The sequence below is a fragment of the Imbroritus primus genome (assembly GCF_964332355.1).
Lineage (GTDB): Bacteria > Pseudomonadota > Gammaproteobacteria > Burkholderiales > Burkholderiaceae > Imbroritus > Imbroritus primus.
The window spans coordinates 2344048-2364941 of record NZ_OZ201293.1 but is presented as its reverse complement, the minus strand read 5'-3'; the positions used below and the strand labels follow the sequence as shown (position 1 = coordinate 2364941).

Genomic DNA, 20894 nt, shown 5'->3' with positions numbered 1-20894 from the left:
GATTTTGCGCAAACGCTTGCCTGTCGCGGCTTGGCAGGCAGTTTGCACGAAAATGTGGAGGCGCCGGAAATGCAACCAGCCGGCAAGTCGCATCATGGCTGGGTGTGCTGAAAAACAATCGCCTCGGCTTGGGCACGGCCGTGGCCGGCGGCGGACGCCGGGCCGAATATCTGGCATGATCTGTTGCGGGCGGCGAGGCTGCCCGGAACATGAATCAATCAGTTGGGGAAAGGCATGGAACTCGGTTTGCAAGGCAAGGTAGCAATCATCACGGGCGGCTCGCAGGGCATCGGCAAGGCGACGGCGGAGCGGCTCGCGGCGGAAGGCGCGGCAGTGGTGATTGCGGCGCGCGGGGCGGAGCGTCTTGCCGAAGTCGAGCAGGCCATTCGCGCCGCTGGAGGCAAGGTGCTGGCGGTGGCGCAGGACATCAGCACGGAAGCGGGCTGTGCCGCCCTGATCGAAGCCGCCGTGGCAGCCTTCGGCCGGCTCGACATTCTCGTCAACAACGCCGGCACATCGGCGACCGGCGCCTTCGAGAGCGTGGCCGATGCGACGTGGCAGGCCGACTTCGACCTCAAGCTGTTCGCCGCCATCCGGTTGGCGCGGCTCGCCATTCCGCACATGAAGCGGCAGGGCGGCGGTCGCATCATCAACCTCACGGCCATTGCCGCCAAGCAGCCGCGCGCCGGCTCGATGCCGACCTCGGTGACGCGCGCCGCCGGGCTGGCGCTGACCAAGGCCCTGTCGAAGGAACTGGCGCCCGAGAACATCCTTGTCAACACCGTGTGCATCGGCCTGGTGCGCGCCGGCCAGCACGAGGCGCGCGCCGCGCGTACCGGTACGGATGTGGAAACGCTCTATGCCAACATGGCAAAGGACATTCCGCTGGGCCGCGTCGGTGATGCCGAGGAGGCGGCCAATGTGATCACCTTCCTGGCGTCCTCGGCCGCGAGTTTCGTCACCGGCACCAGTATCAATATCGACGGCGGCGCCTCGGCCGTGCTGTAAACCACTACGCGCACCGCATTCAGGCGGGTGCGCGCTTCGCTTCGGCTTTCAGCGCGCAGACGATAGTTGCCCGTTTTCTCCCCTTGTTTCTTCACGCCTGCGCGTCGTGGCCGGCCCCTGGGAAGGCATGCGCGCTGCCCCCGCTCCAGTCTCGCACAGTGCCTACAACTCGTAGATTTCGTGCTCGCCCGCCATCAACTGCTCGATGAGCTTGCGGTTGAGCGTCGGTGAGAACAGCTCGATGAAGGTGTAGACAAAACTGCGCAGGTACGCCCCCTGCTTGATAGCCAGATGCGTGACGTTGGTGCCGAACAGGTGGCCGACCGGCACGCTGCGCAGGTTCTGGTCGCGCGCCGCGTCGAAGGCCACGCCGGCGACGATGCCGATGCCCATGCCGACTTCCACATAGGTCTTGATCACGTCCGCGTCGATGGCTTCCAGCACGATGTCTGGCTGGAGCTGGCGCAGGGCGAAGGCCTTGTCGATCTTTGGCCGGCCGGCGAAGTGGGCGTCGTAGGTGATGATCGGGTAGGCCGCAAGATCTTCCAGCGTGACGTGCTTCTTCTCCAGCAGCGGATGTCCGGGTGGCGTGACCACCACATGCTGCCACTGATAGCTCGGTAGCGTGATCAGGTCCTTGAGGTGCACGATGCCCTCGGTGGCGATGGCCAGGTCGGCCTGGTCGCGCACCACCATGTCGGCGATCTGCGCGGGATTGCCTTGCTGGATCGACAGGCGCACCTTGGGATATTTCTTGGTGAATTCCGCAATCACGCTCGGCAGCGCGTAGCGCGCCTGCGTGTGCGTGGTGGCAATCACCAGGTTGCCCTGGTCCTGCGCGGCGTAGTCCTTGCCCACGCGCTTCAGGCTTTCCACCTCCTGCAGGATCTTCTCCACCGAGGCCAGAATCCGCTGGCCCGGCTCCGTCAGGTTGCGGATGCGCTTGCCATGCCGCGTAAACACATCGACGCCCAGCTCTTCCTCCAGCTCGATGATGGCCTTCGAGACACCGGGTTGTGATGTATGAAGCGCTTTTGCGGCTTCCGTCAGATTGAAGTTCTGGCGAACGGCCTCCCGCAGGAAGCGGAACTGATGCAGGTTCATATAACCGTCCTCGTATAAACAAACAACTTCTTATTAGTTTGCGATATGAGCCTAGTTTATTACGATTTCCGAACTTTGTTGATAAGAAGGCCAAGTCCGTCGCCATGTTTCTCGCCTATACCGTGTCCGGCCTGTTTGTCGGGGTGCTCGTCGGTCTGACCGGCGTGGGCGGGGGCTCGCTCATGACACCACTGCTGACCCTGCTGTTCGGATTTTCGCCGGCGACGGCCGTCGGCACCGACCTGGCCTTTGCATCGATCACGAAAGGTTTTGGCACGCTGGCACATCGCGCCCACGGGCATGTGCGCTGGGACATCGTCCGACGACTGTCGCTGGGCAGCCTGCCGGCGGCGGCACTCACCATCGGCGTCCTGAAAAGCGCGGGTGAACTGGACGGACCGGTGCTGCATGCGATCCGCGTGACCATCGGCGTTTCGGTCCTGCTGACGGTGCTGTCGCTGCTGTTCCGCCGCCAGCTGCTCGCCTGGCTGGCGCGCCGCCCGCAGTACCAGTTGACGGGCGCGCGGCAGGCCAACGCCACGGTGCTGGTCGGCGCGGTGATCGGCGTGCTGGTGACGCTGTCGTCGATCGGTGCGGGCGCGGTGGGTGCCACGTTGATCCTGTTGCTGTATCCGCAGCTGCGCGCCGCGGAAGTAGCAGGTACCGACATCGCCTACGCGGTGCCGCTGACCGCCGTGGCCGCACTCGGCCACGTGTGGCTCGGCACGGTGCACTGGAATTTGCTGGGCGCCTTGCTGGTCGGGTCGATTCCCGGCATCTGGCTCGGCGCGCAGCTCTCGAAACAACTACCCGAACGTCTGGTGCGCGGCGCGCTTGCCACGGTCCTCACGTTCGTCGCCATCAAACTCGTATCGTAAGCAATCGGGGTCCCCCATGTATCAGTATGACCAGTATGACCAGCAGCTTGTCGAAGAACGCGTCGCGCAGTTTCGCGACCAGGTGCGCCGGCGCGTGGCGGGCGAGCTGACCGAGGAAGAGTTCCTGCCGCTGCGCCTGCAGAACGGCCTGTACTACCAGCGCCACGCCTACATGCTGCGCGTGGCGGTGCCATACGGCATGCTGGCGTCGAAGCAGCTGCGCATGCTGGCGCACATCGCCCGCACGTACGACCGCGGCTACGGCCATTTCACCACGCGCCAGAACATCCAGTTCAACTGGATGGATCTCGAACGCGTGCCTGATGCGCTGGCCGATCTTGCCTCGGTACAGATGCACGCCATCCAGACCTCGGGCAACTGCGTGCGCAACACCACCACCGACCAGTTCGCCGGCGTCGCGCCGGATGAATATGTCGATCCCCGCCCGCTCGCGGAGATCCTGCGCCAGTGGAGCACCTTCCATCCGGAATTCGCCTTCCTGCCGCGCAAGTTCAAGATCGCCTTCAGCGCCGCCGAAACCGACCGCGCCGTGGTGCAGATGCACGACATCGGCATCTACGCCTACCGCAACGATGCGGGTCAGCTGCGCCTGCGCATCATGGCTGGCGGCGGCCTGGGCCGCACCCCAATCCTCGGTTCGATCATCAAGGAAGACCTGCCCTGGGAGCACATGCTCACCTACGTGGAAGCCGCGATCCGCGTGTATAACCGCTACGGCCGCCGCGACAACAAGTACAAGGCGCGCATCAAGATCCTGGTGAAGGCCATCGGGCCAGAAAAATTTGCCGAGGAAACCGAGGCCGAATGGCAGCACAGCAAGGACGGCCCTGGCACCATCACGCAGGCCGAGTTCGACCGCGTGGCCGCGTTCTTCCAGCCGCCTGCCTATGACAAGCTGCCGGACACCGATGCCGGCTTCGAGAAACACCTGCTCGAGGAGAAGGCATTCGCCCAGTGGGTGCGCCGCAATGTGCGCGGCCACAAGGTGCCGGGCTATGCCTCGGTTACGCTCTCGACCAAGCCAGGCATCAGCTCGCCTCCTGGCGACGCGACCGACAAGCAGATGGAACAGGTGGCCGACTGGGCCGACAAGTACGGCTTTGGCGAACTGCGCGTGGCGCACGAGCAGAACCTCATCCTGCCGGACGTCAAGAAGCGCGACCTGTACGCGCTGTGGCAGGAAGCCCGCGCAGCCGGTTTCGCGACCGCCAACATCGGCCTGCTGACCGACATCATCGCCTGCCCGGGCGGCGATTTCTGCTCGCTGGCCAACGCCAAGTCGATTCCCATCGCGCTGGCCATCCAGCAGCGTTTCGACGATCTCGATTTCGTGCACGACCTCGGCGACCTGTCGCTCAATATCTCGGGCTGCATCAACGCCTGCGGACACCATCACGTCGGCAACATCGGTGTGCTCGGCGTCGACAAGGATGGCGAGGAGTGGTACCAGGTCACGCTTGGCGGTGCGCAGGGCAATGACAGCGCCATCGGCAAGGTGATCGGCCCGTCGTTCAAGGCCGAGGAAATGCCGGACGTCGTGTCGCGCGTCATCGACGTGTTCGTGGAGAACCGTGTCGACGGTGAAACATTCATCGAAACCTTCAAGCGCATCGGGCTCGCACCGTTCAAGGAGCGCGTGTATGCAGACAAGGCCAGCAAGGCGGAGGCCACGGCCTGAGCCGGAGAGACGACCATGACGAAAATCATTACCCTGCAACAAGACAAGCGCCCGGTGATCGTGGAAGACAGCTGGCTGGTACTGCGTCCCGAACTGGACGACAACAACCAGAGCGGCCACGTGTCGCATGACGCCATCGCTGCCGCCGCCGCTCAGTCCGGCAAGGTGCTGTTCCCGCTGCATGCGTGGGAAGCGCATCGTGATGGCCTGCTCGCCCAGCGCAAGCCTGAAGACACTGGCGTGTGGCTGGCGCCGGATGACGATCCGCTCGCCCTTGAGGGCCAGCTCGATCGCCTGGGCCTCGTTGCCATCGATTTCCCGGTGTTCCGCGATGGGCGCGGCTATTCGTCGGCCTATCTGCTGCGCACGCGCCTGAAGTACCAGGGTGAACTGCGCGCCATCGGCGATGTGTTGCGCGACCAGCTCAACGCCATGCGCCGCTGCGGCTTCGACAGCTTCGCCGTGCGTGCCGACAAGAACATCGAGGATGCGCTCAACGGCTTCAGCGAACTGACAGTCCAATACCAGGGCACGCTCGACGAGCCGCTGCCGCTGTTTCGCCGCGCCCGGGGCATTGCCGGTGTGCAGGAGCACGCATGACGCAGGGCGTGAGCGCGGTCGCCAGCACCCTGCGGCGCCCCGCCTTGTGGACCATCCCGGTTTACACAGGCAGCGCCGAGGCGCTCGATGCCAAGGCGCATGCGCTGGGTGAGCGCCTGGCGCTGATCGCTAGCCGCCATGCACAGGCGCGCTTTGCCTCAAGCCTTGCCGCCGAGGACATGGTGATTGCCGACGCGATCCTGCGCAGCCCGGCAGCGGTGCGTGAACGTTTCTCGATCTTCACGTTACAGACCGGACGGCTGCATGCGGAAACGCTGGCGGTGCTGGACGCGACTCATACGCGCTACGGCTATGCGGTGCAGGCCTATGAGCCCGATCTGCAGGCGGTGGAGCAGTTCGTGGCGCAGTACGGCCTGAATGGCTTCTACGACAGCGTGGAAGCGCGCAAGGCCTGCTGCGGCGTGCGCAAGGTCGCACCGCTGAACCGCGCGCTCGATGGCGCGCAGGCCTGGCTGACCGGCCAGCGCCGCGAACAGGCGGTGACGCGGCTGGACCTGCCGTTCGAGGAACAGGATGCCGCACGCGGCATCCCCAAGTACAACCCGCTGACGGACTGGACGGAAGCGGAAGTGTGGGCCTATCTGCAGCGCCATGACGTTCCGGTCAATGCGCTGCATGCAAAGGGTTATCCGAGTATCGGCTGCGAGCCGTGTACCCGGGCAGTGCGGGTCGGCGAGGATGTACGCGCCGGACGCTGGTGGTGGGAGAGCAAAGACACCAAAGAGTGCGGCCTCCATGAGCAGAACATCAAACAACACTGACGTGCATTTTTAACGCCGCTTTTGCGGCAAGCGAGAGAGCAACATGGGCAACATGACCGAGATTCTTGGCGCTGCATCCGGACAGGTGCAGAACGACCACCTCGATTGGCTCGAAGCGGAGTCGATCTACATCATCCGCGAAGTCGTGGCGGAGTGCCGCAACCCTGCCATGCTGTTCTCCGGCGGCAAGGATTCCATTGTCATGCTGCATCTCGCGCTCAAGGCTTTCCGCCTGGGCAGTCGCAAGATCGAGCTGCCGTTTCCGCTGGTGCATATCGATACCGGCCATAACTACCCGGAAGTCATTGCCTTTCGCGACCAGCGCGTGGCCGAGATCGGCGCACGCCTGGTGGTCGGCCATGTCGAGGAATCGATCCGCCGTGGCACCGTCAAGCTGCGCAAGGCCACCGACTCGCGCAATGCCGCGCAGGCCGTGACGCTGCTCGAAACCATTGCTGAACACCGCTTCGATGCATTGATGGGCGGCGCGCGTCGTGACGAAGAAAAAGCCCGCGCCAAGGAACGCATCTTCTCGTTCCGCGACGAATTCGGCCAGTGGGATCCGAAAGCCCAGCGGCCCGAACTGTGGAGCCTCTACAACGCCCGCATCAGTGCCGGTGAGCAGATGCGCGTGTTCCCGATTTCCAACTGGACCGAGCTGGACGTCTGGCAGTACATCGAACGCGAGCAGCTGGCGCTGCCGTCGATCTACTACGCACACGAGCGCGAGGTGGTGCGCCGTAATGGCCTGCTGGTTCCGGTGACCGACGTCACCCCGAAGCAGGCTGGCGATGCCAGCGAAGTGTTGTCGGTGCGCTTCCGCACCGTGGGCGACATCAGCTGCACCTGCCCGGTCGCCAGTACGGCCGCGACGCCCGCCGAGATCATCGCCGAAACCGCCATCAGCGAGATCACCGAGCGCGGTGCCACGCGGATGGACGACCAGACGAGCGAAGCCTCGATGGAGCGCCGCAAGAAGGAAGGTTACTTCTGATTGTTCCTGCACGCCGGATACCCCGGCATGCAGCCACGGTCCCCGGCAGGAAGGATCCCGCGGGTACGAAAAAGGGCGTAACACGCCCTAGCCAAGGACATTGCAATGACACACCAAGCATCACACCAGGGCCTGCTGCGCTTTATCACCGCCGGTTCCGTCGACGACGGCAAGAGCACGCTGATCGGCCGCCTGCTGTATGACAGTAAGTCGGTCCTCTCGGACCAGCTCACCGCGCTCGCCAATGCCAAGCACAAGCGTACCGCGGGCGAACAGATCGACTTCTCGCTGCTGACCGATGGCCTTGAAGCCGAGCGCGAGCAGGGCATTACCATCGACGTCGCCTACCGCTATTTCTCCACAGCCAAGCGCAAGTTCATCATTGCCGACACGCCCGGCCACGAGCAGTACACGCGCAATATGGTGACCGGCGCATCGACGGCGCATGCCGCCATCGTGCTGGTTGATGCCACACGTGTCGAAACGCGCGACGGCAAGGCGCAACTGCTGCCACAGACCAAGCGCCACTCGGCCATCCTCAAGCTGCTCAACCTGCAGCATGTGATCGTCGCGGTCAACAAGATGGACCTGATCGACTTCAGCGAGGCGCGCTTCAACGAAATCCGTGCTGCCTATGCGGATCTCGCCGACCGGCTGGGGCTGCAGGACGTGCGCTATGTGCCGGTCTCCGCATTGCGCGGCGATAACATCGTGCATGCCAGCGACGCCATGCCGTGGTACCAGGACGGGCCGTTGCTCGACCTGCTGGAATCGCTGCAAGTCGCCGAAGCCAGTTCCGAGAGCGGCGATGCGCTGCGCTTCCCGGTGCAACTAGTGGTGCGCCAGGACGGCTCCCAATCCGACGATTTCCGTGGCTACATGGGCCGCGTAGAAGCCGGAACGGTCACGGTCGGCCAGAAGGTCCGCGTGCTGCCCGCCAACCGCACAGCCACCATTGCCGGCGTGTTCACGCCGAACGGCGCCGCCCACGGCGCCGGCGCAGCCGATGTGGTGACGTTGACATTCACCGAAGACGTGGATGTCTCGCGCGGTGATACCATCGTCGCCGACCAGACCGACGCCATTGCCGCCCGCCAGCTCGAAGCTGATCTGTGCTGGTTCGACGAGGAGGCGCTGAGCCCCGCGCGCAAGTATGTGCTGAAGCACACCTCGACCTCGGTGTTCGCACGCATCAACGGCGTGGAGCGCGTATTCGACGTGCACACGTTGCTCGATGAAACCGGCCGCTCGGAGATCCGTCTCAACGATATCGGCAGCGTGCGCATCAGCCTGCAGAAGCCGATCGTGTGCGACGCCTACGACAGCAATCCGGCGACCGGCGCGTTCGTGCTGATCGACGAGGCCAGCAACCATACGGTAGCGGCTGGCATGATCCGTGCATTTGCACAATAACATCGGACAACCGTCCAGACGGCGCAGGCCTTTCCAAAGGATGCGCCACAGTATTCAGGAACGCAGGAGCAGGTGATGGGCAAGGTGACTCTCATTGGTGCAGGACCGGGTGCGGCAGACCTCATCACAGTGCGCGGCGCACGGATTCTGTCCGAGGCGCAGGTCGTGCTGCATGATGCACTGGTGTCGGAAGACATGTTCGCCTACTGCCCCAATGCTTTGCGTATTGAAGTCGGCAAGCGTTGCGGCAAACGCTCCACGGCCCAGTTGTTCATCAACCGGCAACTGGTCGACCTGGCCGGCAAGTACGAACGCGTAGTGCGCCTGAAAGGCGGCGACCCGATGCTGTTCGGCCGCGCCGACGAGGAAATGCAGGCGCTCGAGGCCGCCGGTATCGCATATGAGGTCGTGCCCGGCATCACCGCCGCGCTGGCCGCCGCCTCGTCCATCCGCAAGCCGCTGACCAAGCGCGGCGTGTCGCGCAGCGTCGCGTTCGCCACGCAAGCCAAGGGCAAGGAAGGTGTGGATGTCGAATTGGCGGACGAAGCCGTGAAGGCCGATTCGCTGGTGTACTACATGGGCCGCGACCAGGCCGCGGCGATTGCCGCGCAACTGATCGCCGCTGGCAAGCCGGCCGATACCGCGGCATGGGTGGTCGAGGCCGTCTCGACGGCACAGGAGCGCTCGCACGGTTTTACGCTCGGCCAGATGGCGCGCGGCGATGCGTTGGCCTGGATCCATCCGGACCAGCCGTGCTTGCTGATGATCGGGCAGGCATTTGCGCGGCGGGCGGGAGAGCAACGGCACCCCGAGGGGCTGGCGGCGTTCGAATCCGCGGCATGAGGTGTGGACGTTGGCCTCAGTGAGTGTCAGCCGATGCCTGATGTCGCAGTCTGAGGCCTATATTTGATTCAGGCAGTACGCAACGATCGCGCGTAATACCTCGTCATCTTCCCCGACGGCTGTGGCGGCGCGCAATGCAATCCCGGGGTACTGGTGACGGCAGGTATCGAGCAGCGCCGGCAGGTCGCGGCGCAGATGGCCGCCCTGGCCGAAAAACACAGGGATCACTACCGCGCTTTGAATGCCCGCATCCGCCAGTTCGGCCACCGTCGTGGACAGATCCGGTGTCATCAATTCCAGAAAGCACAAGCGCACCGCCGTGTCGGGCACGGCCGCCTGCAGCATTGCCTGCAACCGGTCGAACGGTTCACGCCAGCGCGCATCGCGCGCGCCATGCGCGAACAGGATGATGGCACGCGTGTGGTCCATCAGTGACGATCCACCCAGCGCAACGCGCCCAGCGCCAGGAACAGGTAGAGGGCGCCGGGTAGCAGGGCCGAGATGATCGGCGGCCAGGTGTTGATCAGGCCGACATGCGAGAACAGCGTGTTGACGAGGTGGAAGCTCAGGCCGAGCATGATGCCACCGAATACCTTGATGCCGACTGCTCCGGCGCGTGCGTGCAGATAGGCGAACGGCAGCGCCAGCGCCATCATCACGAAGATCGTGAAGGGGTAGATCAGCTTCTTCCAGAAGGCAATCTCGTAGCGCTGCGTATCCTGCTTGTTGTCGCGCAGATGGCGCACGTACTGGAACAGGTCGATGGTGGACATGCGTTCCGGCCGTACCAGCAGCACGGACAAGATCTGCGGCGTCAGCTCGGAGTGCATGGGCAGCGTCGCGAGATTGTTCTGCTCGGCGCGAAAGCCCGGCGCCAGCGCATCGGCATTGCCGGGGGCGGGCGGCAGGTCGATGAAGGTCGTTTCCGTCACACCCGACAGCTTCCACACCTGGTTGCCTTCATAGTGGCCGGTGGCCGCCACGCGGATGGTGCGCAAACGATACTGGCTGTCGAACTCGTAGATCTTGACGTTGGACATGCTCTGGTCGGCGGCCAGTGCCCCGACGTTGACGAAGCGCGTCACCTCGCTGCCGCCTTCCTGCCCTGCTGCACGGTCCTTGACCCAAACGCCGGTGCGAAAGCCCGATGACACGGTGGCGCCGAGCGCCTGGAGGCGCACCTTCTGCGCGAACTCCTCAGCCTTCGGGCCAATGAACTCGCCGACCAGAAAGGTCGCGATGGCCAGCGGAATGCCGAGCTTGATCAACGACCCCAAGGCATGCCGGATATCAAGTCCGGCCACGCGCAGGATGGTGTATTCCGATTGGCTGGCCATCTGCGAGCACACGTAGATAGCGCTGATCAGCACGGCCACGGGCATCATTTCGTAGATGCGCGTGGGCGCCTGCAGCGCCACGTGGGCAAAGGCGATCAGCATGGTATAGCCGGCACCGACGTCTTGCAGTTCGTTCAGCAGATCGAAGAAGATGAACAGCGACAGCACCGCGAACAGGATGAAGGCAAAGACCGCATAGATCTGCCGCGCGAAATAGCGCTCGTAGAGGCGGAGCAGGTTCATGCCGCACCTCCCGCGGCGCCGGCTGTCTTGCGCTGCAGGCCGAAGATGCCGCGCCAGCCGCCGGTGCGGTTGAGGCGGAAGCGGAACAGCGCCAGCGCGCACAGCAGCGCCAGGACGTGGATCGGCCACCACGCCAGCCAGAACGAGACGTTGCCGCTGCGCACCCAGCCCTGCGCGATGTTCAGCAGGTTGCTATAGGTGAGGTAGACCAGCACGGCGAAGATCAGCGGCGTGTAGCGGCCCAGGCGCGGATTCACGTAGGCCAGCGGAATGGCAATGAGTACGAAGTTGAATGCCAGCAACGGCAGACCGATGCGCCAGATCAGCTCGGCCAGGTTCTCGGTATTGGGGTTGCGCAGCAGGTCGAGCGTCGCGCGGCTCTTGGCCGGCAGGCTGGTGTCGATTTCCTGTGGTTTCTCCTGCATCTTCACGCCGTAGCGCTCGAACTCGACGATGCGGTAATTGATCTTGCCCGGCTCGCCTTCATAGCGGCGGCCTTTCTCCAGCACCACGAAGCGGTCGCCTTCGGCAGTCGTCTCGAAATGGCCCTGACGGGCAAATGCCACGCCGAGCTTGTCGCGGGCAGCGTTGGCAACGAACACGTTGGTCACGTTCTTCATGCTGCTGTCGATCCCTTCGATGAACAGCACGTAGTTGGCGCGAGAGGGTTCGATGAAGCGGCCGGCAGCTACCATGGAGATGATGTCGCGCTGCTGGAAGCGGTCGCGGAACAGGGCGCTCTGCTGGTTGGCCCACGGCCAGCCGAAGGCGCCGAGCAGGGCGACCAGGATGATGAACGGCAGGGCGAATTTCATCACGGGCTTGACGAAGTCGCGCAGGCTGACGCCGGCGGCGAACCACACCACCATTTCGGAATCCTTGTACCAGCGCGTGAGGACGATCAGCGTGGAAATGAATAGCGTCGCGCACAGCAGAATGGCGAGATAGCCGAGCGTGGCCAGTCCGATCAGCATAAGCACATCGTTGGGGCTGGCGGTACCGTTGGCAGCCATGCCGAGCACGCGGATGACCAGCGACGTCAGCATGAACGTCAGCAGTACGAGGAAGACAGCGCCTGCGGTGTAAGACAATTCCCGGCGCAGGGCTTTTTCAAAGATCATGCAATGATGAGGTCCTGTGGCCGTCCACGCGGCGGGTTTTCTGGCCGTGCAGACCGCCTTGGGCAGGGCACGGGGGAACCTTGGAAAAATCGCGGATAATGACGGCTGTCTTTGACAAATCTCAAGAGAGAAGCGCGATGGAATTTAGCACAAAAGCCCTCGATTGGAGCGCAGCGGGTAAAAATGGTTTCCTGGCCACCAAGACGGATTGCCTGGTGATCGGCGTATTCGAGGGGCAGAACCTGTCCGCGGCGGCCAAGGCGCTGGATACGGCCACCAAGGGGTTGGTCAGCCGCCTGATCAAGCTCGGGGATTTCGAAGGCAAGGCCGGTACCTGCACGCTGCAGCACGATATCGCCGGCATCGGCGCGGCCCGTGTGCTGCTCGTGGGCCTCGGCAAGGAGGCTGCATTCGGCGACAAGGCATTTGCCGACGCTGCCCGTGCGGCGCTGGCGGCCCTGGCTGGTACCAGCGCGGCGAACATCGTGTGGTGCCTGACGGAGCACCCGGCGCGCGACCGGGACATTCCCTGGGGCGTGCAACTGACCACGATGCTGATGCGCGAGGCGGCCTACCGCTTCGCCGATCGCCATCCGGCGCTCAAGAGCAAGCGCGACAAGAACACGCGCGGTTTGCGCAAGGTGGTGCTGACTACCGATGCTGCATCGGCCAAGGCGGCTGCCACGGCTGCCATGCGCGGTGCGGCCATCGCCAGCGGCATGGACCTTGCCAAGGATCTCGGCAACCTGCCTCCCAATATCTGTACGCCGACCTATCTCGGCGATACTGCGCGCGGCATCGCCAAGGCGCACAAGCTGAAGGTCGAGGTGCTGGGCCGCAAGCAGCTGGAAGCCCTGAAGATGGGTTCCTTCCTGGCCGTGGCCAAGGGCACTGAGGAGCCGCCGCAGTTCATCGTGCTGCAGTACAACGGTGCGGCCGGTCTCGCCAAGTCGCGCCAGGCGCCGGTGGTGCTGGTCGGCAAAGGCATCACTTTCGACAGCGGCGGCATTTCGCTCAAGCCCGGCGAAGGCATGGACGAGATGAAGTACGACATGTGCGGTGCTGCGTCGGTGCTGGGTGCCATCCAGGCGGCCGCCGAGATGAAGCTCAAGCTCAACGTGGTCGCCATCGTGCCGACCTGCGAGAACATGCCCAGCGGCCGCGCCACCAAGCCGGGCGACGTGGTCACCAGCATGTCTGGCCAGACCATCGAAGTCCTCAATACCGATGCCGAAGGCCGCCTGATCCTGTGCGATGCACTGACCTACGCCGAGCGCTTCAAGCCGGCCGCGGTGGTCGATGTCGCCACGCTGACGGGGGCCTGCATCATTGCGCTTGGCCACGTCAACAGCGGCCTGTACGCGCGCAGCGATGCGCTGGCTGAGGAACTGCTCAAGGCAGGCAAGACGATGCTCGATACCGCCTGGCGCATGCCGCTCGACGATGCCTACCAGGAGCAACTGCATTCCAATTTCGCGGATATCGCCAATATCGGCGGACGTCCGGCTGGCAGCGTGACGGCCGCCTGCTTCCTGGCGCGCTTTACCGAGAAGTACGACTGGGCCCACCTCGATATCGCGGGCACAGCATGGAAGAGTGGCGGCAAGGCCAAGGGCGCCACCGGCCGCCCGGTGCCGTTGCTGACCGAGTTCCTGATCCAGCGCGCAGGCTGAGCGGAGCAGGGGGATGACGCGTATCGATTTCCATAGCAACGTGCCGGAACGCCTGGGCTACGTGTGCCGGCTGGTGCGCAAGGCCTATGGGGCCGGCAACCGCATGGTAGTGCATGGCGCGCGTGAGGATCTGGCGCGCCTCGACGGCATGCTGTGGAATTTCAGCCAGCTCGACTTCCTGCCGCACTGCCGGCTGGGATCGGCCAAGCCGGAGATGGTCGCGGCGACGCCGATCATCCTGGCCGAGACGCTCGATGACGTGCCCCATCACGACCTGCTGATCAACCTGCTGGATGAACCGCCCGCGCTGTTCGCGCGCTTCACGCGCATGATCGAAGTGGTGGGTGCCGATCCCGGGGCGGTGCAGGCTGGCCGCCTGCGCTACAAGCATTACCGCGATCATGGTTATCCGCTCGAGCATCATGACATGGGGAATGGGGGACGCAACGCATGAACGGGTTTGCATCACGGCCGGATGGCGACGGTATTCCACTGCTGACCGAGGTTGTCGATCTGACCGAGACGCCGGCCGCCGATCCTGAGGTGCCGTCTGACGCCACCGCATCTGTCGCGCCGCCGGGGTCGTCCATGTCGGAGCAGTCCGAGACCATGTCTGCCGCCAGCATGTCGATTGATATGCAGGCGCAACCGTTCCATCGCGAATTGCCGCAATCACCGGCCGGCATGGCGTTGTCCGGCAACGAGGCAGCCAGCCTGCCCGCCGAGGACATCCTGCAACAGTTCCGCGCTACCTGGCCGGCCATCATCGAGGCCGAATGCCAGGAAGCGGTACACGCCACGCTGCGCCAGTTTTCCGATCAGCTGGTGGAAACACTGTCAGTCCATCTGACGATTACCCTGCAGGCTCGCCTTGAGACCTGGCTGGAGGCGCGCTTACGGTCTTGATGGCAGCCGGCTGTCACCCGCCTGTATCGTGCACTACGTCGTGCAGCGCGGCGGGGCCGGCCACGGTGCCCTGCAGTCGAAACGAAGGAGAGGCGGGATGGGGCGTGGGCTGATCGGCTGGCTGGGTCCGGTGTGGACCATCGCCGTGGCGCAACTGTTCGGCACGTCCCTATGGTTCAGCGCCAACGGTGTGGCGCACGAGCTGATGGCGGCATGGCAACTCTCGCCGGCCGCACTCGGCTGGCTGACCAATGCCGTGCAGCTGGGCTTCATTGCCGGCACGCTGGGCATCTCCCTCAGCGGACTCGCCGACCGCTTTCCTGCCAGCCGGATCTTCATCGTCTCTGCCATTGTCGGCGCCGCCAGCAATGCTGCTTTCGCCTTTCTCGCCGCTGGCCTGCCCGCCGCCATCCTGTGCCGCTTCCTGGTCGGGATGTCGCTGGCCGGTATCTATCCGCTCGGCATGAAGCTGATCGTCAGCTGGGCCCCGCACGGCACCGGCGCGGCGCTGGCGCAACTGGTGGCCATGCTGACCCTCGGCACGGCGTTACCGCACCTGCTGCAGGCGGGGAGCGGCGGCCTGCCGTGGCAGGCTGTGGTCGGCGCATCCTCGGTGCTCGCCATGTTCGGTGCGTTGCTGATTGGCTGGCTTGGCGACGGCCCCCATCTGCCAAAGGGAGGCCGCCCGGGCACACGTGATGTCCATGCCGGCGCGGTGCTCGCAGCTTTCCGGCGGCCGGCATTTCGTGCCTCGGCATTTGGCTATTTCGGGCACATGTGGGAGCTTTACGCGTTCTGGACGGTGGTGCCGCTCTATCTGTTGCAGTCCGGTGTCGCGGCCGCAGTGCCCTTGGGCGGTGCCTCGGGGCTGGCGTTTCTGGTGATTGCGGCAGGGGCGCTTGGCAGCCTGCTGGGCGGCGTGCTGTCGCGCCGCCATGGCAGCGTGCGCGTGGCGGCGACCGCACTGGCCCTGTCGGGGCTGTGCGGACTGGTGTTCGTCTTTGGTTGGCGCAGCTTGCCGCCGGCAGCCTTGCTGGTGCTGATGGTCGTGTGGGGTGCGGCCGTGGTTGCCGACTCACCGCATTTCTCGGCCATTTCCGCGCAGGCCTGTCCACCCGGCCTGGTCGGGAGCGCGCTGGCGATCCAGAACGCGCTTGGCTTTGCCATCACGGTGGTATCGATTGCCATCGTTACGTCGCTGTTCGAACGATGGGCTCTCGACTCGGCCTGGTTGCTGCTGATGGGACCGATGCTTGGCCTGCTGGGATTCCGTCCGTTACTGCGCGATCCCGGCATGCTCGCGGCCTCCCGGTCCGAGGCCGCCCGGCAGTAGCTCGGCGGCCGTACCTCACGCGGTGTGATTGCGGCCGCAGCCGGGTAGCCGGACAGAGAGCGTGTTGCCGCGCAACGTGCGCCCCGCTGCATCGGCCCGCCAGGACGATCAGCCCGTGAGCGCCCCTTCATTGGCCGGTAGCGCCAGCCTGGCGAACTTGGCCAGCACGCCACGGGTATAGCGCGGGGCTGGCTGCTGCCATGCGGCCTTGCGCCTGGCCAGTTCTTCCTCGCTGACGTTCAGCTGCAGCTTGAGCTGATGGGCATCGATGGTGATCGAGTCGCCTTCCTGTACCAGGGCGATGGTGCCGCCGACAAACGCTTCAGGCGCGACGTGGCCGACCACCATGCCCCACGTGCCGCCCGAGAAGCGGCCATCGGTGATGAAGCCGACCGATTCGCCGAGACCCTTGCCGATGATGGCTGAGGTGGGCGCGAGCATTTCCGGCATGCCGGGGCCGCCCTGCGGACCGAGATAGCGCAGCACCAGCACGTCGCCGGGCTGGATCCTGTCGCCAAGGATGGCATCCATGGCGCTGCTTTCATCGTCGAAGACGCGCGCCGGACCGGTAATCACCGGATTCTTCAGGCCGGTGATCTTGGCGATGGCGCCGTCCGGCGCAAGATTGCCCTTGAGCACGGCAAGGTGTCCTTCTGCGTAGAGCGCTTTGTCGATGGGCATGATCACGTCCTGATCGGCGCGCGGCTGATCGGGCACGTTCGCCAGTTCTTCGGCGAGGGTGCGGCCGGTGATGGTGAGGCAGTCGCCATGCAGCAGGCCGGCGTTCAGCAGGAGCTTCATGACCTGCGGAATGCCGCCGGCCTGATGCAGGTCGGTGGCCACATACTGGCCGGACGGCTTGAGGTTGCAGATCACCGGCACCTTCTTGCGTATGCGCTCGAAATCGTCGATGTTCCATTCCACCTCGGCGGCGCGCGCGATGGCGAGATAGTGCAGCACCGCATTGGTCGAGCCGCCGGTGGCCATGATCACGGCCACGGCATTTTCGATCGCGCGGCGCGTGATGATGTCGCGCGGCTTGATGTCCTTCCTGATCGCTTCCACCAGCACGCGCGCCGATTCGGCCGCGCTGTCGACCTTTTCCTGGTCCGGGTTGGCCATGGTCGAGGAATACAGCAGCGACATGCCGAGCGCCTCGAATGATGAGCTCATGGTATTTGCCGTGTACATACCGCCGCATGAGCCGGTCGAGGGGCAGGCATTTTTCTCGATGCCTTCAAAGTCTTCATCGCTCATGCGGCCTGCGGTGAATTCGCCTACGGCTTCGAACGACGACACGATGGTCAGGTCCTTGCCCTTCCAGTTACCCGGCTTGATGGTGCCGCCGTACACATAGATGCCCGGTACATTGGTGCGCGCCAACGCGATCATGCCGCCCGGCATGTTCTTGTCGCAGCCGCCGATCACCACCACGCCATCCATCCACTGGCCCTGCACGCAGGTCTCGATGCAGTCGGCAATCACTTCGCGCGAGATCAGCGAATATTTCATGCCTTCCGTACCCATCGACATGCCGTCGGAAATCGTCGGCGTGCCGAAGATCTGCGGGTTGGCGCCGGCCTCCCTGACCGCCGCCACGGCAGCATCGGCCAGCCTTTGCAGGCCAGCATTGCAGGGCGTGATGGTCGAATGGCCGTTGGCAATGCCGACCATCGGGTTGTTGAAGTCTTCCTTCCTGTAGCCGAGCGCGTAGTACATCGAGCGGTTCGGCGAGCGTGCCACGCCTTGCGTGACATGGCTGGAGCGTTTGTTGTGGGGCATGGCGTCCTCCTGGGGGAATCTGCAGGATGGCGCTTGCGATATTACATGTCCAATATATTATTCAGGCTATATTGAGTTGAAAAACATATCAATGGACTTGCGGCAGTTACGTTACTTCGTCACCGTGGCCGAGGAACTGCATTTCGGCCGCGCCGCCGAACGCCTCGCCATGACCCAGCCACCACTTAGCCAGCAGATTCAGGCCCTAGAGCAGGAACTGGGTGTGCAGCTGTTTGCGCGCACGCGCCGCTCGGTGGCCCTGACAGCCGTGGGTGCACAGTGGCTGCCCGAGGTCCGGCGCGTGCTGGCCGACGCTGCCGCCTTGCCGGCACTCGCCCAGCGGCTGGCGCGCGGCGAAACCGGCTCGCTGACCCTGACATTCGTCAGTACCGCCGACTACGGCATCCTGCCCGGTCTGCTGCGTCAGTTCGGGGAGCGGCATCCCGATGTGTCCCTGCAATTGCGCGAAGCGACCAGCGACGTGCAGATCGATGCGCTGCTCGCTGGCGAAAGCGATGCGGGCCTCGTCATTCCGCCGCAGCCGGTGAGTTTTCCGGCCACGCTCGGCTACTTGCCGCTGGCGCGCGAGCGTCTGGTGCTGGCTGTGCCTGAAAGATGGCGGCCGGCGTCGCGCCACGGGCAGGCGCGCCTGCGTCGTGGCGAGGTGGCATTGGCCGAGGCGGCCGATGCGCCGCTGATCCTGTTTCCGCGCCGGAGCGCCCCCGCGTTTTATGACATCATTACGGGCTGCTATGCGGCGCAGGGGCTGACGCCACGCGTGGGACAGGAGGCGATCCAGATGCAGACCATCGTCAGCCTGGTGTCCGCGGGCATGGGCGTGGCCCTGGTGCCTGAATCGCTGCGCCATCTGCGTCGCACCGGCGTGCGCTATCTCGACCTGTCGGCAGATCTTGCGCCGCATGTGACGCCATACGTGGAAACCGGCCTGATATGGCGGCGGCAGGCCATGACGCCTGCGCTGCAATCATTTGTGGAGATTGCCCGCACCATGTCATCGTGACGTGGTCCAATGCCTCCGTGTGGTGGCGTGGCCGTGGGTGAACGGTCTACGCTGCTTTCCGATTCTGACAATTGCCTTCCGCTTATGCTGACCCATCCTCAGTTCGACCCTATCGCCGTGCAGATCGGCCCGCTTGCGATCCACTGGTATGGCCTGATGTACCTGCTGGCCTTCGTCATGTTCCTGTGGTTCGGACGCTTGCGCATCCGCCAACCGCATGTCGCGGCACAGGGCTGGCAGGCGCGCGATCTGGACGACATGCTGTTCTATGGCGTGCTCGGTGTGATCCTGGGCGGGCGGCTGGGATACGTGCTGTTCTACAAGCCTTCCTACTACCTGGCCAACCCGCTCGACCTGTTCAAGGTGTGGGAAGGCGGCATGGCCTTCCATGGCGGCTTTCTCGGCGTGGTCGTCGCCATGTGGCTGTTCGGGCGGGCCCGCCAGCGCTCGTGGCTGCAGGTCACCGATTTCATCGCGCCGATGGTGCCGTGCGGACTGGCGGCCGGACGCCTCGGCAATTTCATCAACGGCGAGCTGTGGGGGCGCCCCACCGATGTGCCGTGGGGCATGGTGTTTCCGCAGGCCGGCGACGGCATCGCGCGTCATCCCTCGCAGCTGTACCAGTTTGCCGGCGAAGGCGTGGCGCTGTTCGTTCTCCTGTGGCTGTTCGCCCGCAAGCCACGGCCCGTCGGGGCGGTGTCCGGGGCGTTCCTCGCGGGCTACGGCTTCTTCCGCTTTATCGCCGAATTCGCCCGCGAGCCTGACAGCTACCTCGGCCTGTTGGCGCTTAACCTATCGATGGGGCAGCTGCTCAGCCTGCCGATGATCGCCGCCGGCATTGCCATGATGGCGTGGGCGTACCGGCGCGCACCGGCGCCTTCCTCCGGCGCATGAGGCACGATTGAGGCGCCCTTGAGGCGCGATGTGGGGCGCGATGTGGGGTGGTTGGAACCGTGCATGGAACGATCGCCATGCTACGGTCACTGAACAGGACGGGCATCTGCCCGCCCTCGCCAGGAGCCCGCATGACGACGATCGGGGCATCGCCCCATCCAGCTTCCCAGCCTGACAGCGGCACACCGAAACGCAATAGTGACGTGGCGGATCTGCCGCCGGCGGCGCGCCCGGCCGTCGACAACGGCCAGTATGCGGCGCCCGCGCCGGCCGCGCGTACCGCATTCCAGCGTGACGTTCTCACTGTATTGCCCACCTTACGCCAACCGGCACCCATGCCGCTGGCAGGGCAGGATGCTGTCTGTCAGGCCGCGGAGACCGACCGCGACGCGGTGGCATTGCGGACCGAAGTCTCCACGGTCAATGGCGGGAGTGGTTTGTTGTCGCGTTTCGCATCACCACTGCGGCGCGTGCTGATGCGTGACAACGCCAGCGAAACGTTGCCCAGGGTGCTGGTGGAAGCCCCAGCCCTCCCGGTGCCCGACATGCTGCAATCCGTGCCTTCCCCCGCTGCGATGGCGGCCTTGCTGGCCCATCTCCCAACTATGCCCCGCCAGACCGGCCGGCGGCCCCGTCGCGCCACCGGTGATCCCGAGCGTGATGTGCGGGCCGATGAAGAGGCGGAACAGGCGGAGGCCGAGCGGCAGGCGGCGCTGGCGCGGACGCGCGTGTCGCGGAGAGTATAGGGCACAAGCAGAGCAGAAGCGTAGTCACGCAAAGGCCGGCCTTTGCCAGCCGCGGCGTTGCCGTGCGCATGGTGAGGGCTCACAGTCCGATTCCCGATTCCCGATTCCCGATTCCCAGAGCCCAGAGCCCAGAGCCCAGAGCCCAGAGCCCAGAGCCCAGAGCCCAGAGCCCAGAGCCCAGAGCCCAGAGCCCAGAGCCCAGAGCCCAGAGCCCAGAGCCCAGAGCCCAGAGCCCAGAGCCCAGAGCCCAGAGCCCAGAGCCCAGAGCCCAGAGCCCAGAGCCCAGAGCCCAGAGCCCAGAGCCCAGAGCCCAGAGCCCAGAGCCCAGAGCCCAGAGCCCAGAGCCCAGAGCCCAGAGCCCAGAGCCCAGAGCCCAGGCCCAGGCCCAGGCCCAGGCCCAGGCCCAGGCCCAGGCCCCAGGTGCTGTGGCCATATTCCACCCACCCTAGACCCGCCCGGTCACCGATCCCGCCATCCGGGATTTTACTGCTTGCTTATTTGCATTAATTATTCATAA

21 protein-coding genes are annotated in these 20894 nt (G+C 64.8%); 16 read left to right on the top strand and 5 right to left on the bottom strand.

Annotated features, from left to right (window positions below):
* Positions 1 to 234 precede the first annotated feature (234 nt).
* A complete protein-coding gene (locus ACQ3C8_RS10800; protein ID WP_009523205.1) occupies positions 235 to 1008 on the top strand; it encodes an SDR family NAD(P)-dependent oxidoreductase in 774 nt (257 codons plus the stop codon).
* Between the two features lie 162 nt (positions 1009 to 1170).
* Here the strand turns inward: ACQ3C8_RS10800 and ACQ3C8_RS10795 are convergent, their stop codons facing one another.
* Positions 1171 to 2112 (bottom strand): CysB family HTH-type transcriptional regulator, encoded by a 942-nt coding sequence (locus tag ACQ3C8_RS10795; protein WP_009523204.1) that lies wholly within the window; start codon positions 2110 to 2112, stop codon positions 1171 to 1173.
* A 104-nt stretch (positions 2113 to 2216) separates the two neighbouring features.
* On the opposite strand from ACQ3C8_RS10795, the gene ACQ3C8_RS10790 reads away from it, so the two are divergent.
* The 7 genes from ACQ3C8_RS10790 (at position 2217) to cobA (ending at position 9321) form a co-directional block, all read left to right on the top strand.
* Positions 2217 to 2990, top strand: coding sequence for a sulfite exporter TauE/SafE family protein (locus ACQ3C8_RS10790; RefSeq protein WP_428851570.1), 774 nt, complete (start codon positions 2217 to 2219; stop codon positions 2988 to 2990).
* A gap of 16 nt (positions 2991 to 3006) precedes the next feature.
* Positions 3007 to 4689, top strand: coding sequence for a nitrite/sulfite reductase (locus ACQ3C8_RS10785; protein WP_009523202.1), 1683 nt, complete (start codon positions 3007 to 3009; stop codon positions 4687 to 4689).
* Positions 4690 to 4704: 15 nt separating this feature from the next.
* Positions 4705 to 5289, top strand: coding sequence for a DUF934 domain-containing protein (locus tag ACQ3C8_RS10780; RefSeq protein ID WP_428851569.1), 585 nt, complete (start codon positions 4705 to 4707; stop codon positions 5287 to 5289).
* Complete coding sequence (locus ACQ3C8_RS10775) at positions 5286 to 6071, top strand: phosphoadenylyl-sulfate reductase (RefSeq protein WP_428851568.1); 786 nt, start codon at positions 5286 to 5288, stop codon at positions 6069 to 6071. The genes ACQ3C8_RS10780 and ACQ3C8_RS10775 overlap by 4 nt, the downstream gene beginning before the upstream one ends.
* A 43-nt stretch (positions 6072 to 6114) precedes the next feature.
* Entirely contained in the window at positions 6115 to 7065 is a 951-nt protein-coding gene (cysD, locus tag ACQ3C8_RS10770; RefSeq protein ID WP_428851567.1) for a sulfate adenylyltransferase subunit CysD, read from the top strand.
* 105 nt (positions 7066 to 7170) lie between these two features.
* A complete protein-coding gene (locus ACQ3C8_RS10765; RefSeq protein ID WP_428851566.1) occupies positions 7171 to 8478 on the top strand; it encodes a sulfate adenylyltransferase subunit 1 in 1308 nt (435 codons plus the stop codon).
* A 75-nt stretch (positions 8479 to 8553) separates the two neighbouring features.
* The gene (gene cobA, locus ACQ3C8_RS10760) at positions 8554 to 9321 is read left to right on the top strand and encodes a uroporphyrinogen-III C-methyltransferase (RefSeq protein WP_428851565.1); all 768 of its coding nucleotides are present in this window, start codon (positions 8554 to 8556) and stop codon (positions 9319 to 9321) included.
* A gap of 57 nt (positions 9322 to 9378) precedes the next feature.
* Here the strand turns inward: cobA and ACQ3C8_RS10755 are convergent, their stop codons facing one another.
* Genes ACQ3C8_RS10755 through lptF form a run of 3 tightly spaced genes read right to left on the bottom strand, consistent with a single transcriptional unit; the run spans position 9379 to position 12022 of the window.
* On the bottom strand, positions 9379 to 9750 hold the full coding sequence (locus tag ACQ3C8_RS10755; protein WP_428851564.1) for a sirohydrochlorin chelatase: 372 nt from the start codon (positions 9748 to 9750) through the stop codon (positions 9379 to 9381).
* Entirely contained in the window at positions 9750 to 10901 is a 1152-nt protein-coding gene (gene lptG / locus ACQ3C8_RS10750) for an LPS export ABC transporter permease LptG (RefSeq protein ID WP_428851563.1), read from the bottom strand. The genes ACQ3C8_RS10755 and lptG overlap by 1 nt, the downstream gene beginning before the upstream one ends.
* Positions 10898 to 12022, bottom strand: a complete 1125-nt coding sequence (gene lptF, locus ACQ3C8_RS10745) for an LPS export ABC transporter permease LptF (RefSeq protein WP_009523194.1) — start codon at positions 12020 to 12022, stop codon at positions 10898 to 10900. Before lptF ends, lptG begins: the two co-directional genes overlap by 4 nt.
* A gap of 137 nt (positions 12023 to 12159) precedes the next feature.
* Between lptF and ACQ3C8_RS10740 the strand changes: the two genes are divergently transcribed.
* From ACQ3C8_RS10740 to ACQ3C8_RS10725, 4 genes are all read left to right on the top strand, one after another.
* Positions 12160 to 13695, top strand: a complete 1536-nt coding sequence (locus ACQ3C8_RS10740) for a leucyl aminopeptidase (protein ID WP_428851562.1) — start codon at positions 12160 to 12162, stop codon at positions 13693 to 13695.
* A gap of 13 nt (positions 13696 to 13708) precedes the next feature.
* On the top strand, positions 13709 to 14149 hold the full coding sequence (locus tag ACQ3C8_RS10735) for a DNA polymerase III subunit chi (RefSeq protein WP_428851561.1): 441 nt from the start codon (positions 13709 to 13711) through the stop codon (positions 14147 to 14149).
* A complete protein-coding gene (locus tag ACQ3C8_RS10730) occupies positions 14146 to 14601 on the top strand; it encodes a hypothetical protein (protein ID WP_428851560.1) in 456 nt (151 codons plus the stop codon). The genes ACQ3C8_RS10735 and ACQ3C8_RS10730 overlap by 4 nt, the downstream gene beginning before the upstream one ends.
* Before the next feature lie 97 nt (positions 14602 to 14698).
* Positions 14699 to 15934, top strand: coding sequence for an MFS transporter (locus ACQ3C8_RS10725; protein ID WP_428851559.1), 1236 nt, complete (start codon positions 14699 to 14701; stop codon positions 15932 to 15934).
* A 108-nt stretch (positions 15935 to 16042) separates the two neighbouring features.
* Here ACQ3C8_RS10725 and ilvD read toward each other — a convergent pair whose 3' ends face one another.
* A complete protein-coding gene (gene ilvD, locus ACQ3C8_RS10720) occupies positions 16043 to 17716 on the bottom strand; it encodes a dihydroxy-acid dehydratase (protein WP_428851558.1) in 1674 nt (557 codons plus the stop codon).
* Between the two features lie 91 nt (positions 17717 to 17807).
* Here ilvD and ACQ3C8_RS10715 point away from each other — a divergent pair, with 91 nt between their 5' ends.
* The 4 genes from ACQ3C8_RS10715 (at position 17808) to ACQ3C8_RS10700 (ending at position 20826) form a co-directional block, all read left to right on the top strand.
* Complete coding sequence (locus tag ACQ3C8_RS10715) at positions 17808 to 18737, top strand: LysR family transcriptional regulator (RefSeq protein WP_428853065.1); 930 nt, start codon at positions 17808 to 17810, stop codon at positions 18735 to 18737.
* An 84-nt stretch (positions 18738 to 18821) separates the two neighbouring features.
* Entirely contained in the window at positions 18822 to 19631 is an 810-nt protein-coding gene (lgt, locus tag ACQ3C8_RS10710) for a prolipoprotein diacylglyceryl transferase (RefSeq protein WP_428851557.1), read from the top strand.
* A 131-nt stretch (positions 19632 to 19762) separates the two neighbouring features.
* Complete coding sequence (locus tag ACQ3C8_RS10705; protein WP_428851556.1) at positions 19763 to 20377, top strand: hypothetical protein; 615 nt, start codon at positions 19763 to 19765, stop codon at positions 20375 to 20377.
* Positions 20374 to 20826, top strand: coding sequence for a hypothetical protein (locus tag ACQ3C8_RS10700; protein ID WP_428853064.1), 453 nt, complete (start codon positions 20374 to 20376; stop codon positions 20824 to 20826). Before ACQ3C8_RS10705 ends, ACQ3C8_RS10700 begins: the two co-directional genes overlap by 4 nt.
* Positions 20827 to 20894 lie beyond the last annotated feature (68 nt).

What these genes read in the sequence shown, in the direction of transcription:
- lptF (WP_009523194.1), bottom strand. Translation starts at nt 12,022, where the DNA reads ATGATCTTTGAAAAAGCCCTGCGCCGGGAATTGTCTTACACCGCAGGC.
- ACQ3C8_RS10715 (WP_428853065.1), top strand. Translation starts at nt 17,808, where the DNA reads ATGGACTTGCGGCAGTTACGTTACTTCGTCACCGTGGCCGAGGAACTG.
- ACQ3C8_RS10780 (WP_428851569.1), top strand. Translation starts at nt 4,705, where the DNA reads ATGACGAAAATCATTACCCTGCAACAAGACAAGCGCCCGGTGATCGTG.
- ACQ3C8_RS10775 (WP_428851568.1), top strand. Translation starts at nt 5,286, where the DNA reads ATGACGCAGGGCGTGAGCGCGGTCGCCAGCACCCTGCGGCGCCCCGCC.
- ACQ3C8_RS10765 (WP_428851566.1), top strand. Translation starts at nt 7,171, where the DNA reads ATGACACACCAAGCATCACACCAGGGCCTGCTGCGCTTTATCACCGCC.
- ACQ3C8_RS10755 (WP_428851564.1), bottom strand. Translation starts at nt 9,750, where the DNA reads ATGGACCACACGCGTGCCATCATCCTGTTCGCGCATGGCGCGCGCGAT.
- ACQ3C8_RS10790 (WP_428851570.1), top strand. Translation starts at nt 2,217, where the DNA reads ATGTTTCTCGCCTATACCGTGTCCGGCCTGTTTGTCGGGGTGCTCGTC.
- lgt (WP_428851557.1), top strand. Translation starts at nt 18,822, where the DNA reads ATGCTGACCCATCCTCAGTTCGACCCTATCGCCGTGCAGATCGGCCCG.
- cobA (WP_428851565.1), top strand. Translation starts at nt 8,554, where the DNA reads ATGGGCAAGGTGACTCTCATTGGTGCAGGACCGGGTGCGGCAGACCTC.
- lptG (WP_428851563.1), bottom strand. Translation starts at nt 10,901, where the DNA reads ATGAACCTGCTCCGCCTCTACGAGCGCTATTTCGCGCGGCAGATCTAT.
- ACQ3C8_RS10705 (WP_428851556.1), top strand. Translation starts at nt 19,763, where the DNA reads ATGACGACGATCGGGGCATCGCCCCATCCAGCTTCCCAGCCTGACAGC.
- cysD (WP_428851567.1), top strand. Translation starts at nt 6,115, where the DNA reads ATGGGCAACATGACCGAGATTCTTGGCGCTGCATCCGGACAGGTGCAG.
- ACQ3C8_RS10785 (WP_009523202.1), top strand. Translation starts at nt 3,007, where the DNA reads ATGTATCAGTATGACCAGTATGACCAGCAGCTTGTCGAAGAACGCGTC.
- ACQ3C8_RS10725 (WP_428851559.1), top strand. Translation starts at nt 14,699, where the DNA reads ATGGGGCGTGGGCTGATCGGCTGGCTGGGTCCGGTGTGGACCATCGCC.
- ilvD (WP_428851558.1), bottom strand. Translation starts at nt 17,716, where the DNA reads ATGCCCCACAACAAACGCTCCAGCCATGTCACGCAAGGCGTGGCACGC.
- ACQ3C8_RS10730 (WP_428851560.1), top strand. Translation starts at nt 14,146, where the DNA reads ATGAACGGGTTTGCATCACGGCCGGATGGCGACGGTATTCCACTGCTG.
- ACQ3C8_RS10740 (WP_428851562.1), top strand. Translation starts at nt 12,160, where the DNA reads ATGGAATTTAGCACAAAAGCCCTCGATTGGAGCGCAGCGGGTAAAAAT.
- ACQ3C8_RS10735 (WP_428851561.1), top strand. Translation starts at nt 13,709, where the DNA reads ATGACGCGTATCGATTTCCATAGCAACGTGCCGGAACGCCTGGGCTAC.
- ACQ3C8_RS10795 (WP_009523204.1), bottom strand. Translation starts at nt 2,112, where the DNA reads ATGAACCTGCATCAGTTCCGCTTCCTGCGGGAGGCCGTTCGCCAGAAC.
- ACQ3C8_RS10800 (WP_009523205.1), top strand. Translation starts at nt 235, where the DNA reads ATGGAACTCGGTTTGCAAGGCAAGGTAGCAATCATCACGGGCGGCTCG.